Source organism: Cohnella terricola (assembly GCF_007786475.1).
In the GTDB taxonomy this organism is placed as follows: Bacteria; Bacillota; Bacilli; order Paenibacillales; family Paenibacillaceae; genus Cohnella; species Cohnella terricola.
The window spans coordinates 82,196-96,360 of record NZ_VNJJ01000003.1 but is presented as its reverse complement, the minus strand read 5'-3'; the positions used below and the strand labels follow the sequence as shown (position 1 = coordinate 96,360).

The following is a 14,165-nucleotide window of genomic DNA, read 5'->3' as shown; positions in this document are numbered from 1 at the left end:
CCAATATCGAATTACAGCTGCACGTTAAATAAATTGCCGAGCTTGTAGACGACGTCATCCGTGTCCGCGTTGATGCTGGCTGCTTCGTTGATGCTGGAGATGTTCTGTAGCGCTTTGATATTGGCGTTGTAGCCGACGGTATAAATCGGAACTTTGTAAAGCTCGATTAGTTCTTTAATGTCATTAAGCGAATTCCCCTCGTTCGTCTCCCCGTCGCTCAGAACGAAAACGAGCGGTTTGCTATTCGGATTGGCCGCGGATTCGTCTTGCAGCATTTTAAGCGCGACGAGAATGGCATCGAATGTAGCCGTTCCACCGCCCGCCTGAAGACTATTTACCGCGCCGACGAACAGCGATTGCTGGATCGTGTCGTACTTGGCGATCGGCAGATTGATCGTGACGTCGTTAGAATAAGAAACCAAGCCGATGCTGTTGTTTCTTCCCAAATATTTCTGTCCTTTTAACAATGACTCTTTAAGACGATTTAAGGGCTCTCCGTCCATGCTTCCGGATACGTCAGCGACGAATACGGCGGCAATCGGTTTGCTTCCGTCCTTCTTCTCCTTCCACAGCCTTTGCGCGGATGACAGCTGATCTCCGCTGACCGCGGGAAGCTCCGATTTGTAATCCTCGAGTTGATTGAAACCCCTCTCCGCGGCCAGCTTCTGATACTTCTCTTGCGCGATGAATTCCGCGAACTTCTTCACGACGCCGAGCTTCTCCTTAGGGAGATCGCCTAAAGCATATAACGGACTGTCGTGTCTCGTGCCAAATGGGGTAAACACGTACCCGCTTTCCAGTTCGGCGGCATTAACGTAAGTCTGATATTCCAACACGAACCCATCCAGCATGCCGGACTTGGCGGCATCGCGCATCTGGATCGTCGTCGAAGCGACGAAAGGAACGTTGGCCTGGAATTTCTCGAAGCCTTGAATGGCTTTCTCGCTCAGCATGTCGGCGCTGTCGAAGGAGGTAAGCGCGGTTACAAGGAAGTTTAAGCCGGTCGAGCTGGCGAACGGATCGGTATACCCCATCGCGAACTCGTTATTCGCGATCGCGTCGGTTATCGTCTTGACGTTGACCGCTCCGTACTTTTCCACTAACGCGTCGTACTTCGCCTTGGCGATGACGATGCCCGGAACATTCCCCGCGAGGCGCTTGGCAACCATGTTCGTCTTGACGCCGCTTGCCTTGACCATCTCTCCCCATAACTCGTTCGAAGGCGTGAAGGCGTCGGGGACATATTTCCCTGATTTGATATAGTCGGCGGCCGTTCCGGAAGCGATATTGCGAACTTTAACGGAAGCTGCTTGGCCGTCCACCTGGATATTCGCCTTGTTGAATTCGGTTGCGACATCGGTTAGCCACCCGTCTACTCCGCTACCCGATTTCTCCGTGGACGAGAAAATTTCCGCGAACAGCTCGGTCGTGTTGTCAACGGCGATTGGGTACTTCGAGATATCGGGAAGCGATGCCGCGACATCGGCCGGATCCAGATCGATCTGCCCCTTGATCGGCTCCGCCTTCTTTACGGATATCCCCGAATACAGCTTGTTTAGTCGTTTGCTTGCGTTCTCGGACGTGACTTGCGATTTGGATTTTCCCAGATTGGAAGTCAGGTTCACCCCGTAATATACAACGGCGAATACGACAACGAGAATCAAACCCGACAACAGGAAAAATGTACGCTGTTTCGCCACTCCTCTCACCCCTCGCTTCTGTATAATTTCGTATGTTTGATTAATGAGTCTATTTCTTGCATGCAAGACATATTCTCGATGTCTCCTGGATCGAACTCATCCAGGCGCGAGATTTCGAGAAGCAATCGGTCCAGCTTCAACAAAATCTCCTCGTTCGTCCCAATCGCCTGCTTCACGAAGATCACGTATCCGTTCGCCAGCTCCGTCTTCTCCCGCACAATTTCCTCAGACAGCCGGAACGTCTTCGGCCCGCTTACCCGAGCGAGATCCGACTCGTCGAATAGCCGAAGCCTGTTCAAGACGTTCCTGACGTTCAGATAAAACAGGCTCGCTACTTCGCGAATAGCCGAATCGAACTTCCCGTAGCTGATTTCGTCCGGCCGAAACCTCTGCATAAGAACATCCGTCAGCGCCGCTTGTTTTTTCCTCATCCGTTCAAGCTGTTCAAGACCGAGCGCGACATCGTCTCCCAGCGCTTTTAATCGCCGATATACGCTTAATGCTTGCACATAGTCGTCATGCGTTCGAATTTGCTTAATTGGCATTTCCACAGGCGACTTAAAGATCAGCGTATAAATCCCGTATATCAATGCAAGCACGCTGGCTAGCGGCAACGTAGCGCCGACTGCCGAAGAGAGAGCATCTTCGCCGATCTTCAACCCGACCAGTCCGGGCGAGAAAACAACGATATTCAAGATCGAGACGACTATGATTAAGCTAAGCAATCCGATCGTTTTCGCTCTCATCGACCTTGCTCCCTTTTCGTCCATTTATTTATATGTACGCGCAGGCAGTCATTTCTTTGATCACAAATCACACCATTTCCGTAAGAAAAAACCCCATTCGGCGTTGAGCCGCCGATTGGGGTTAAACCGATATCCAAGATTCGCCATCCGGAAAACGGTGCGGGAGACAAAATCAATGGGGCGTAAAATCAAATTCAATTCATTTTACGATTAGTAGCCCCCGAATCCGGCCCGCAGGATGATGACCAACAGAATGAAGAGCACTAATACGAATGCAGCTGCTTGCATGCCACCATAACCTCCACAAGATCCGGTTCCTACGCCACCAACAGGATAACCCATACGTTTCACCACCCGTTGTCGTTTTGTGTGATGGATATCACCCTTTTAGATTATGACTAGTTCATTATATTGCCAGTACATTAGCACAGATTGGTGATAATTCCGCACAAGCACAATCATTCCCGCAAAACCTGGGTAACCGCACGGGAATGAATGTGCCGTGCACCGGCTTACCGGTTACGCTCTAGTCTCCATCCGAAGCTGCAGCGCGAGCCGGCATTAGTCAGTCGATAACGGATGACTATACTCGATTAGAAGAATCCTGCCCGCAAAATGATGACCAACAGAATGAAGAGTACTAATACGAATGCAGCGGCTTGCATGCCACCTCCACAAGATCCGACGAAGCCCATCGTTTTCACCACCCGGTTTCCATATTTGTGATTGTGTATCACCCTGATAAATTATGCGGGGATGTACATACGGTCAGTGCATTCACACAGATGCTCGCCAACTTCCGCGCTTGACTATTAACGGGGTTAAGGAAATGGATGAGGAAAAGGATTCAATTCGGTTGGCGCCCTTTTCAAGCCGGATAAACGGACCATTCGATGTCCGAAAGACATCGGCAGCATGCCCGGAATGAGAATTTTTACGCAATAAAGTCCGTTACCTCTAATCTCGGGTGCTGTTTGATCAATTACAATGACGTCTAATTGCAGCGTCCGGAAGCGGTTAAGAACGTCTTTAAGGTCGTCCGTCAGATCGGCGTTGAATACCTTCGACCCGAACTCTTCAGTGAACGACCGCGGCGGATCGTTCCGATCGAGGAGGAAACTTAAACGTTCCTCCGCTTCGGGATTTCCATACAATAACACATGATCTTCCATCCGCGTGACAAGATCGGGATCGGTCAGCATCGCGCGATGCGTTTCTTCGTTCCGGGCAAGCTCTTCGCTTGCGTACACGATATTGCCCGCCGTTTCCAGAATCGCGCTCTTCGCGGCTCTGACCGGGTCGAGGTGGGCGCCTCCCGCGCAAAAGAGATGAGCCCCTTTTGTCGTTCTGTTTTTGGCAATGGCCCATATGCTGGGAATCCGGTTTTCCGTCGTCGCGTTAAATAAGTGCACGTCGTATCCCGACACGGCCTGCAATCGCTCGATCATGAGCTGCAGTTCCGCATCCCCGGACGAATAAGGGTCAAGCTTGGGAATCGCATGGCGCGCGTACCAGGCCATTAAAAACGCATCTCGTTCCACGACCTCCATAACGCCATATAATATCGCTTCTTCCAAACTGCTTCCCAGTGCGCAGCCGTTCGAACCCTCGATGACAAAGGCATCGCCCGTACCCGAGCTGTAATAAGCCAATTGTTCGGGAACGAGAATCGGGCGTTCTTGCATCATAGAGTAACCCCACACCCAATTTAGCGGACGATCGGGATCGAATGGCCGCAACGGAAAATCTTCATGGGCATATTGTTCCGCGCTATAAAGCCCAGTCTCGCCGGGATGAAGCGCCCGATCGGACAAGCGGCGATACGAGTCGTGAACGGTCGTTATTTTACCCCTAGGATAGATGCCGCAATATCTTTCCAGCCCTTCAAGCATCGCGGTCAGCACGCTATGCGCATAAGAATGGGAGCGTCCCGCCGTCGGTTCGTCTCCTCCCGGAGCCGGCAGATTCACGAAGGCGTTCGCGTAAGGAGACTGTAAATCGATCGAGATCCGGTTAAAAAGGCCAGTCCGTTCATTCACATATTCTTTCTTCAGCTTATCAACCTTGCCGTCCAGCGATCTGATTCGATAGGCTTCGGCATCCAACTTGGGACTCGGCTGCAAGACGATTTTGGCGTTCTCCTCCGAATCAAGCGGCCGATTTCCGCAATAAGGGCATGCAGAGTCCGGTACAAAAGGATGCAACGCGCTTTCCAGCGACCGGAGATTAACGAAGTACACCGCATGCACCGTTTGAACGGGTTTCCCATGAAGCATCCTCCAAACTTCCGCCGCAATCAAGCAGCTTGTCTGCTCGATGCCGAACCAAGAAACCGACGACATTGGAGGTACCGTGCCATGCAGCAATAGTGACATTTGAATTTCAAGGTTCTGTTCGCGATCCCGTCCGGCCGTATTGCTCCTTAGCTCCGCGCATTGCGAGCAACCGGGCTTGCCAGGTTGGACCAACGGTCCGACCACGCCCTCGTCGTGAATGAGGCAGCCCCGCAGCCAAGGAAGACCGATTCGGCGCATTTCCGACTCGATCTGTTCATACTCGCGGGGACGCCACTCGTCGGAGAGCGCGAGCACCAATCGCACCGATTCGGGAATCCCGTTGTCGAATCCGTTCAGTCGCGCGACCGTTACGTATTCAGATAATAATTCGCCGACCGTTTGGGCTAATTTGCCGTTGCCGATGATCGCCACGACTTCACTCATACCGGCGGTGCCTCCTTTTCGAGCATGATGCCATACAGATAACCCGGTAAAGAATTCAAATCAGGCTCGACAGTTATACGATAAATCACAACTCTCGCGCCATTGCGTTTTAATATACGGAATGCTTCTGTCAGATCCTCGGTCAAATCGGCGTTTTCCGATAACGCGTCGATGATCTGCGGTACCGCCGAGGGCGCCTGCTTGATCAAGAGGTCGATTTGATCCCCATATTGCAGAAGCGGCTTTAAAAATGGATTCTGCGCAATGTGTAGTATCTGCTGCAGCGCCGATCGGATTGCCGCCGTTTTGTTTATCCCCGGGCTGCCGTACCATCCGTCGCGCGTGCCCGCCCAGATGACCGGAAGACCGAACAATTCCTCCCCTAATCCGAACGAAAGATCATGTTGCATCGTCTTTAATGCCTTTAAATAAAAGCGGCAGCGACTATCTTCGACGTGGCCACTTTCTGCTTTAACGATGGCCAGCTCCCCTTCGGACTTTCTTGTTCGCAGCAGCTTCTCCAAACATTTCGACAGACCGCGATGCACGGCTTCTGCTGCCGTCTCCCCCGCCCCGACTTCCATGCTTCCCATTAGATCCGCCTTGCCAGGATAGTCCGTATGATCCAGCATCACGGATACGTAATCTTTAATCGCGGCCAATGCGGCTTCTTTACGGGCTTCCCAATGCGTCAGCCCCGATCGGATGATAAGCGGGAGCAAGTCCGCAGGCCCTTCCGACAACGGATCTGCCGCTTGCGCGCGGCACTGGGAGATCGGAAGCTGGGTCAAATCGCCTTCATCCCACAGATGCAATATTCCGGTTCGGGGCGACGTGATCCGCTGCATGAAGGTCATGAACGCTTCGGAATCGCTAGCCCGATCGTTGCTCTGGCGAGTCGCAGCCTCAATTGGATCGATTTGTTCGATCGCGATGGACGAAACAGCTAGCGGTCGCGGCATAAGAGAATGATAGCTTCCTTCAAGCGTGTTCAAATCCAGCATAAAGATTCGGTCCGATAATAAAGGTTCTGTTAATCCCGTAATTGCTCTATGCATATCTATTACGAGAAGATTAGCCAACATGGGAAGAACGGCCATGCTGGCGATCGAATCCATCTGATCTTCGCCAACAGCGGAGCGGTGCAATCGTCTCCATGCGGAATCCCAGCTTGCTTCGGAGTCCGGTCGAACCATTGGACCCGCGATGCCGAATTGGCCGATATACGTTGCGACAAGGAGACTTTTTCCCTCTTCTCTGCAAGCCGTGTCAATCGCGCGGATTTCTTCCGGATCGAATTGCTGGCTGACATACAATATCCAATCCGCAGGTCGGACAAGCTTATGCCATGACGTCACATGTTCGGATTCAGACGATGAATCGATGACGACGGTATAGATTTGATCGAATCCGGTTTTCATCAACGCCGCGACCAGAGAGTCCAAGAAGCTTCCCGCCCCGATCGCCGCAACTTTGATTCCGGTTAGCGAATCTTGTTTACCCGCTGCAACATCCGGCAACATCACCATTTGAAACGCCTACCCTTCTCCTGAAGTAGGCAGAAGCTAGACGTTAGCCCGCCTATGGCCAATATATGCCGTAGCAGGCGAGGGTGTACTCCTCGCTCCGTACATGATATATCCGAATATATTTCATTGAGCTGGGAAAAGATATCAATGCCATAGGCATCCTTTTATTGGAAGGAGAGCGAACGAGATGAAGTCCACTTCTTCCCAAGCCGCTGTATCTTCTTTGCTGGAAGAAAACCTTAAATATATGCAAACTTGTTTCGTGGATTGCCGCGATCTGGAAATCTTCCGTTGGCATTACGGCCCCAAGTGGGATCAAACGGCGTTATCCATTTATTTCACGACGTTAATTAAACCGAATCATCATAACTACTTGAAAGACGCGCTGCAAAATCTCGTACCTCACGAGCTTGGCCCGGCAACGACGGTTACGGTCGAAGACGTGGCTTTCTTTTTCGAGCATCATGGAGCGGCAGCGCCGGCCGTCGAAGTGTTGGAGAATCTCGGGCAAGCCGTCAGCGGCGTATTAGACGGCAAAGTCGTCATCTTCTTTAACGATTGGAATAAAGCGTTGGCTTACTCCGCCAAGGACGTTGAGCAGCGCCAGACATCTGAGCCGATTACCGAGCCGAGCGTGCAAGGACCTCATATCAGCACGATCGAGAACGTCGACCGGAATGTCGGCATGTTAAGGAACCTGCTGAAAACCCCGCAGTTGAAATTCGAATATTTGACGGCGGGAGAGCTCAGCCGCCGCAAGATCGCTTACGGTTATTTGGCGGGAACGGTCAAACCGGAGATTCTGGACGAGTTCCGCAAGCGGATCGCGAAAATCGACCGGCAAGAAATACTTGAGGCGTCTTACCTCGAGGAATGGATCGAAGACTCGGGATATTCTCCCTTTCCCCAAGTCCGTTATACGGAACGCCCGGATTCGGTCGTTTCCGCCCTTCTCGACGGCAAAATCATCGCCATGGTAGACGGAAGCCCTTCGATAATCATTTGTCCGGGCGTTTTTTTGGAATTTTTCCTGGCCAACGATGATTATTATTACCGCACGGTTTTCTCGTCGTTAATCCGATTGCTTCGGGTGTCCGCGTTTATCATTGCGCTCATGCTGCCGAGTACCTATATCGCTTTGTCCACCTTCCATTCGGAGCTGATTCCAACCGTACTGCTTCTTGCCATCTTGAACACGCGGGAGGGTATTCCTTTTCCGGCCATGGTCGAAGCGCTCATAATGGAGTTTTTCTTCGAGTTGCTTAGAGAAGCCGGAATTCGCCTGCCGCGCCCGATCGGTTCCGCCGTTAGCATCGTCGGAGCTCTTGTCATCGGACAAGCCGCCATTCAATCACAGATCGCTTCGCCCGTCATGGTTATCGTCGTCGCCTTAACGGGGATCGCCTCTTTCGCGCTTCCGCAATACAATATGGCGATCGCGCTGCGAATTCTCAGATTCCCGCTAATGTTCATTGCGGCGACTTTCGGAGGTCTGGGGATTATGGTCGGGATTATACTGGTCTATCTGCATCTGGCGACTTTGCGCCCGCTCGGGCAGCCCTATTTGGCCGCCGTATCTCCCCTTGACCTTAGCCGCTTGCGACATACGCTTGTCGTGCTGCCGCGCCGGGTGCTGCTTCGCAGAGTGTCCCAACAGAGTCCGGAAGGGAATGAAAACAAGTGAAGCCGGTTGCCGCGATTCTCGCAGCGGTATGGACGATGCTGCTTACGGCCGGATGCTGGGATAATCATGAACTGGACGAGTACGGGTTTGTGCAAGCGGTGGCCATCGATCGTACGGAGGCAGATCAGATCCAGCTCACGACCCATTTCTACAACCCATCCGGCAAAACTGAGATGAGTGGAGGATCGAAATCCTCGGCAAAAGGCATCAATATCCGCACGAGCGGAGATACGATCTTCGAAGCGATTCGGGATATCCCGACGAGGTTCGGACGCAAAGCGAAATGGGACCATATGCGCGTCATTCTGATCGGCGAAAGATTAGCCAGGACGCAAAATATTCGAGAAATCCTCGACTATTTCTCGAGAGATCACGAGCCGCGCGGAACCGTACTTCCGCTAGTAACAGAAGGCTCGGCGGAAGACTACTTAAAAATTAAGCCGTTTATCGAACAGACAATCGGCCAACAATACAAGAAAATGGAATCGAACGGCGCTCTCTATTCCGCCAAAACATCCAATATCCCGCTCTACGAATTGGCCATTCATTTGAAAAGTCCCTCGAACACCTCCGATATTCCGTATATCCATAAATCTCCCTCGGGCAAAGAAGCGATCGTTTCCCGGATCGCGGTGATTAAGGGGAGCAAGTTGGTTCATATCTTGGAGGAAAAAGACACGGAAGCTTACCTCATGCTGGTCGACAAATATCAAAGCGGGATACTCGAATTTCCATGCATGGGCAGCGCCCAGGGACAAGTGAACAACAAGGAGTCGCTCGAGGTAGTCTCTTTCAAAAGCAACCTCGGTCCACGAGTCAACGGCAACGACGTAACGGTCGGGGTCAAAATCGAAATCAAAGGCACGATCGGGGAATTGCGGTGCTCCCGCCTGAAATCGGTGGAAGACACGAAGCGGTTCGAGCGCAGGATCGCCGATCAAGTCCAAGCGCGGCTGGAACACGCGATCTCGATCTTTAAAGCGCAGAAGTTGGACGTGATCGGCATCGGCGATCGATTGTACAGAAGAAACCTCCAGCAGTGGAAACGTCTTGAGCCTAATTGGGACGAACGGTTCGCCCAAAGCAGATACGATATCCGGGTAAACGTCCAAGTATTAAATACCGGCATGAACGTCGGAACGCCTTTCGGGTAAAAGGAGAAATAACCGTGTTTGCAAAACTCGTATGCTTCGCTGCTTTGGCCTTCGCCATGCTCGTCTGCGACGTCTCGGCTTTTGGACAGGCTCGCTTCAAGGAACGCGCGGTTTATGGCGGATTGCTGGTGTGTATATTTTATCTCGGCTTTTTGTTTGTAACGGAGAAGCGATGGCCTAACCTGGATACGCTATTCAACCTGTTCACGGGGCCGGCCAAACGGATCGTCAGCTGGCTGAATCCGACGGCTTCCTCGTCATGAATTCGATCGGGAGGAACCCATGAACAAGCAAGAACAAATCAGTTCCGTCCAGATGACCATTCTGTTCCTTTTTTATTTGACCGGCTCCTCCATCGTAATTATCCCCGCTCCCTTAACGAACGTTGCCGGGAACGCGGCATGGATCTCGCTTCTTATCGCCTTAATCTTGGGAATGCTTTTGCTAACAGGCATTCTTTATTTGTATCGCCGCTTTCCGCATCAATCCCTGATCGAATACAGCGGTTCGCTGCTTGGCAGAGGCTGGACCGTTCTGCTGTTTATTCCGTTCGTTTGCGTGATGTTCTGGCACGTTGCCGGGATCGTGATCGAGATCGGAGCTTTCTTCAAAACCACGATGTTAAAAGAATCGCCCACCTACGCCGTGAATGCCCTGCTATTTGTCACGATCGCTTTAACCGTGCGCGCCGGAATCGAAGCGATCGCCCGAATGGCCCCGCTTTTGCTCATTTTAATGTTCGGATTCATCTTTCTCGTATGCGTTCTGGTCGCAAACCTCTATCACGTGGAATATCTTCTCCCCATTGTCCCGAGCGGGATCGGCCCGATATTCCATGCCGCATATATCGCCTACGGATTTCCGTATGCCGAGCTGGTCGTTTTTGCGATTATCCTGCCTTGCATTCGGCCCAAGGATGCGCCGAACGTACGGAAACATCTTTATTTCGGACTAGCCGCGAACGGGGCGACGTTGCTCCTATCGATCATATGCAGCATTATGGTGCTGGGACCGTTATCCGGCGATCTTAAGTATTCGTTATATCAACTGGCGCGGCTGATCTTTATTCGGGAAACCATTGAGAGAATCGAGTCCGTGATCGGCTTCTCGCTGATCGTCGGCTTTTATTTCAAAGCTTCGATCCTGCTCTTTATTCTCGTGCGATCGGTGTCGCACCTGCTAAAGCTGAGCAACGAACGCCTGATCGTTTTTCCCGTCGCGTTCGTTTGCCTGCTTCTATCTCTTACCACGTATACGAACGAAGCGACGCTTGAAGAAATCGTCAATACAACTTGGCCGTTGCTCAATAACGTCGCCTATGTATGCCCGATGCTGTTGTTGATTGTTGCGGCATTATTGCGCCGCCGCGGTAGGAAGATGAACGGCGACGGATAGGAATTATCGCATGAAAAAAAGGAAGGGTTACCCCTCCCTTTATTTGTATCGGCTTATTAAGGTAGAACGTTGCCCGCCGCGCGCAGAATTTCATACCAATCTTCGCGGGACAGCTCGACATCGCTTGCTTTGCAGCAATCGATGAGCCGCTCGATGTTCATCGTTCCCGTAACCGGCTGCATCCGGGCCGGGTGACGCAGGAGCCAGGCGATCGCGATCGTCGTATTGCTCACGCTATGCTTTGCGGCGATCTCGTCGATCTTCTTGTTCAGTTCGGGGAACTTGTCGTTGTCCAGGAATACGCCTTCGAAGAATCCGTATTGGAACGGAGACCATGGCTGAACCGTAATGTCGTGGAGACGACAATAATCCAGAATGCTGCCGTCGCGGTCCGTCGCCGACGAGTTCTCCATATTTACGTTAAAGCCGTTCGTAATCATGTTCGCGTTCGTGATGCTTAGCTGCAGTTGGTTCGCGACGAGCGGTTGCTTGACGAACTTCTTCAGCAGTTCGATCTGCATCGGTTTTTGGTTGGATACGCCGAAGTGGCGAACCTTGCCCGAGCTTTCAAGCTTATCGAACGCTTCGGCTATTTCTTCCGGTTCGACGAGCGCATCCGGACGGTGCAGCAGCAGAACGTCCAAATAGTCGGTTTTCAGCCGTTTCAAGATGCCATCGACCGAATTCAGAATATGTTCTTTGGAGAAATCGAACATACCTTTGCGGATACCGCACTTGGATTGCAGAATCATCTGGCTGCGGAGGTTGGCGTTCATGTCGATCGCGTCTGCAAATATTTCTTCGCATGCGCCATCGCCGTAAATATCCGCATGATCGAAGAAATTAGCTCCTTGTTCCATCGACGTACGAATGAATCTCTCCGCGCCTTGCTTGTCCAGCGAATTAATGCGCATGCAGCCAACAGCAAGTACCGGTACTTCAAGCGAACTGGTGCCCAGTTTGATCGTTTTCATAAATTGATATCATCCCTCCGTCGTGTAACCTTGAGATTCGATCGTCATTGCATTTGACCGAATTCTCCTTCATTGTCCCATAATCGAACGGTAGATTTCAAGAAAACTAGGGGCTTTTGTGCCCACCTATTTTTTTTGCCAATGGCTCTCGACATTCGTGTTGAGATAATCATACGTATAGAGTAGCGAGTTCCCGTCCCCTTCTAATTGGAGCTTGCTCGTGTAGGCCTTTTTCTCCGCGTCCGGGCCTTCGTTGAGGTCCTGACTAAGGCCTTGCACGACGATGTACTTGGCTTCTGCATCGAATTCCACGATTTCGAATTCCGACTCCGTCAATTGCTCCGATTGATCGATACCGGTCGTCTCCACGTTGCCTTTTAATTCGAGGATAAACTGAGGATCTTCCTCGTTAATCCACGTGCCTTGAAACTTTTTTAGCAATTGCTCACGCTGATCGTCCATATGTACGGCCGCGCTGTTTGCGGTTCCGCCGGGCGCCTCGTTGCGGACGCATCCGGTCAAAAGAACGGCAAGCAGAGCGGCGATCGCCCATCGTTTTGCCCTCATAGACTCTCCCCCTGACTCTCGCGCCGACCGTTCTCCGGATATGGGAATAAATCGACGATTCTCATACTTTGGCCATTCTCATTCGCGAAGACGACGTGCTCTCTTCCGAATTCCCGTGGGCTATCCAATCCGCAAGCGGCCGCTAGCGAGAACACCCCTTCTCTAAGCTGCAAAATATAGTTCATGACGCGCCACATCTTCTCTTCTGGGGCAAGCGCCTCTTGGAATTTGAAATCCGTCGTCGTAATTCCGGTCGGACATTTGCCGGTATGGCACTGCATCGCCATGATGCAGCCGTTAGCCATCATAAAGCCGCGAGCAGAGTTTACGCAGTCCGCTCCGAGCGCCATGGCGATCGCAACTTTGTCGGGCGTGATCAGCTTGCCGGATGCGAATATTTTGAAGCGGTCGCGCACGCCGAACTTCCTGGCGGCATCGTCGAGAATTATAAGTGCTGAGAAAAGCGGCAGCCCCATCCCGTCCGCCATTGCTTTAAAGGTCGCGCCGGATCCGCCTTCGGACCCATCCACCGTAATGAAATCCGGATAAATATCGAGATCGATCATTGCCCGGAATAAAGGCTCAAGACGTTTCGGGTCACCAACGACGATCTTGATGCCCACTGGCTTGCCGCCTTCTTCCTGCAACGTGCCGATGAAACGGAGCGCTTCCTCCGGACTGGTCAGAAATTCGAAGCGGTTCGGCGAATTCACCGTTTTGCCGACCGGCACAAGACGGGCTGCTGCGACTTTCTCTGTCACTTTTGAGCCTTCCAGATGCCCTCCGCGTATTTTCGCGCCTTGGTGAAACTTTAATTCGAACGCTTTAATATTCGGCAGTTCGGCTTTACGCTTGTATTCCTCGATCGAGAATCGGCCGGAATCGTCGCGAAAGCCGAACATGCCCGGCCCGATTTGTGAGACAATATCGGCTCCCGTAGCCAGATGCACGTCGGCTACTCCGCCTTCGCCGGTATTGATCCAGGAACCGCCCGCCATGAACGCTCCGGTTCCGGTAGATTGTATGTAGTGCTCGCCTACAGCGCCGTAGGAAGTCGCCGATGCCCCGAACATGCCTTTCAGCCGCCAAGGAAACCTGCGGTTCTCCCCGACGACGATGACGTCCTCGTCTAAGAGCAGCCAAGGCTTGACTTGCTCTTCCACGAATTTTTCCTTCCGGGTAAATAAACCTTCGTCCGTAATCACATATTTTTTGCCGGGAATGCTTCGTTCGTTGTCTACTTTAAGCTCGCTGGTCAGCGTCGGGAACATCGCGTTGGATAAGTAGAAGCCGGGCTTCTCGTAGTCCCTCCTGCCGCCGAACGAGATCAGATCCGTCCTGTATTTCGCCGCATACACGATTCCGACGAAGTCGGCTCGCGAGAACGGTTTGCCTTCCGTATCGTTATCGAACCAATATTGGCGGAACTCCGGCCCCAATTTCTCCAGCAAATATCTCACCCAGCCGAGAAAAGGATGCGACCGAATAATCGAATGTTTTGGTTTCTTGGACAACAAGTACATATAGGCGAAAAAAGCGAGTACAGGCAAAACGACGATCACGAGCAGAGAGATGAGCAGGACGTGATTGAGCATCGTAGTTCTCCTTCCGACTGCAAATAAGCTTCCATTATGTTCAAGTATAGTGGAATGGGACTTGCAATGCTATCTTCCCGGGGCTAGCTACACAAAACCCG

The 14,165-nt window shown here is 52.0% G+C and carries 13 protein-coding genes; 4 read left to right on the top strand and 9 right to left on the bottom strand.

Features of this window, described 5'->3' with window-relative positions; all coding sequences use genetic code 11:
• Positions 1-11 precede the first annotated feature (11 nt).
• The 6 genes from FPZ45_RS06060 to FPZ45_RS06035 all read right to left on the bottom strand — a co-directional run bounded on the left by FPZ45_RS06060 (position 12) and on the right by FPZ45_RS06035 (position 6,695).
• On the bottom strand, positions 12-1,700 hold the full coding sequence (locus FPZ45_RS06060; protein ID WP_144699468.1) for a vWA domain-containing protein: 1,689 nt from the start codon (positions 1,698-1,700) through the stop codon (positions 12-14).
• Positions 1,701-1,705: 5 nt separating this feature from the next.
• On the bottom strand, positions 1,706-2,446 hold the full coding sequence (locus FPZ45_RS06055; protein WP_144699466.1) for a hypothetical protein: 741 nt from the start codon (positions 2,444-2,446) through the stop codon (positions 1,706-1,708).
• Positions 2,447-2,656: 210 nt separating this feature from the next.
• Positions 2,657-2,788: a sporulation protein YjcZ gene (gene yjcZ, locus FPZ45_RS06050; RefSeq protein ID WP_144699464.1), complete on the bottom strand. Its 132-nt coding sequence runs from the start codon at positions 2,786-2,788 to the stop codon at positions 2,657-2,659.
• Positions 2,789-3,039: 251 nt separating this feature from the next.
• A complete protein-coding gene (locus FPZ45_RS25665) occupies positions 3,040-3,141 on the bottom strand; it encodes a sporulation protein YjcZ (protein WP_144699463.1) in 102 nt (33 codons plus the stop codon).
• A gap of 126 nt (positions 3,142-3,267) precedes the next feature.
• Entirely contained in the window at positions 3,268-5,166 is a 1,899-nt protein-coding gene (locus tag FPZ45_RS06040; RefSeq protein WP_144699461.1) for a TOMM precursor leader peptide-binding protein, read from the bottom strand.
• Positions 5,163-6,695 carry a bacteriocin maturation protein gene (locus tag FPZ45_RS06035; protein WP_144699459.1) on the bottom strand — a complete coding sequence of 511 codons (1,533 nt, stop codon included), beginning with the start codon at positions 6,693-6,695 and terminating at the stop codon, positions 5,163-5,165. Before FPZ45_RS06035 ends, FPZ45_RS06040 begins: the two co-directional genes overlap by 4 nt.
• Before the next feature lie 187 nt (positions 6,696-6,882).
• Here FPZ45_RS06035 and FPZ45_RS06030 point away from each other — a divergent pair, with 187 nt between their 5' ends.
• Genes FPZ45_RS06030 through FPZ45_RS06015 form a run of 4 tightly spaced genes read left to right on the top strand, consistent with a single transcriptional unit; the run spans position 6,883 to position 10,928 of the window.
• The gene (locus FPZ45_RS06030) at positions 6,883-8,379 is read left to right on the top strand and encodes a spore germination protein (protein WP_144699457.1); all 1,497 of its coding nucleotides are present in this window, start codon (positions 6,883-6,885) and stop codon (positions 8,377-8,379) included.
• Positions 8,376-9,533, top strand: coding sequence for a Ger(x)C family spore germination protein (locus FPZ45_RS06025; protein WP_246120340.1), 1,158 nt, complete (start codon positions 8,376-8,378; stop codon positions 9,531-9,533). The genes FPZ45_RS06030 and FPZ45_RS06025 overlap by 4 nt, the downstream gene beginning before the upstream one ends.
• Before the next feature lie 14 nt (positions 9,534-9,547).
• A complete protein-coding gene (locus tag FPZ45_RS06020) occupies positions 9,548-9,796 on the top strand; it encodes a hypothetical protein (protein WP_144699455.1) in 249 nt (82 codons plus the stop codon).
• Between the two features lie 19 nt (positions 9,797-9,815).
• Complete coding sequence (locus FPZ45_RS06015; protein WP_144699453.1) at positions 9,816-10,928, top strand: GerAB/ArcD/ProY family transporter; 1,113 nt, start codon at positions 9,816-9,818, stop codon at positions 10,926-10,928.
• 56 nt (positions 10,929-10,984) lie between these two features.
• On the opposite strand, the gene FPZ45_RS06010 is transcribed toward FPZ45_RS06015, so the two are convergent.
• From FPZ45_RS06010 to FPZ45_RS06000, 3 genes are all read right to left on the bottom strand, one after another.
• Positions 10,985-11,902, bottom strand: a complete 918-nt coding sequence (locus tag FPZ45_RS06010; protein WP_144699451.1) for an aldo/keto reductase — start codon at positions 11,900-11,902, stop codon at positions 10,985-10,987.
• A gap of 126 nt (positions 11,903-12,028) precedes the next feature.
• The gene (locus FPZ45_RS06005) at positions 12,029-12,469 is read right to left on the bottom strand and encodes a hypothetical protein (RefSeq protein ID WP_144699449.1); all 441 of its coding nucleotides are present in this window, start codon (positions 12,467-12,469) and stop codon (positions 12,029-12,031) included.
• A complete protein-coding gene (locus FPZ45_RS06000) occupies positions 12,466-14,064 on the bottom strand; it encodes an FMN-binding glutamate synthase family protein (protein ID WP_144699447.1) in 1,599 nt (532 codons plus the stop codon). The genes FPZ45_RS06005 and FPZ45_RS06000 overlap by 4 nt, the downstream gene beginning before the upstream one ends.
• Positions 14,065-14,165 lie beyond the last annotated feature (101 nt).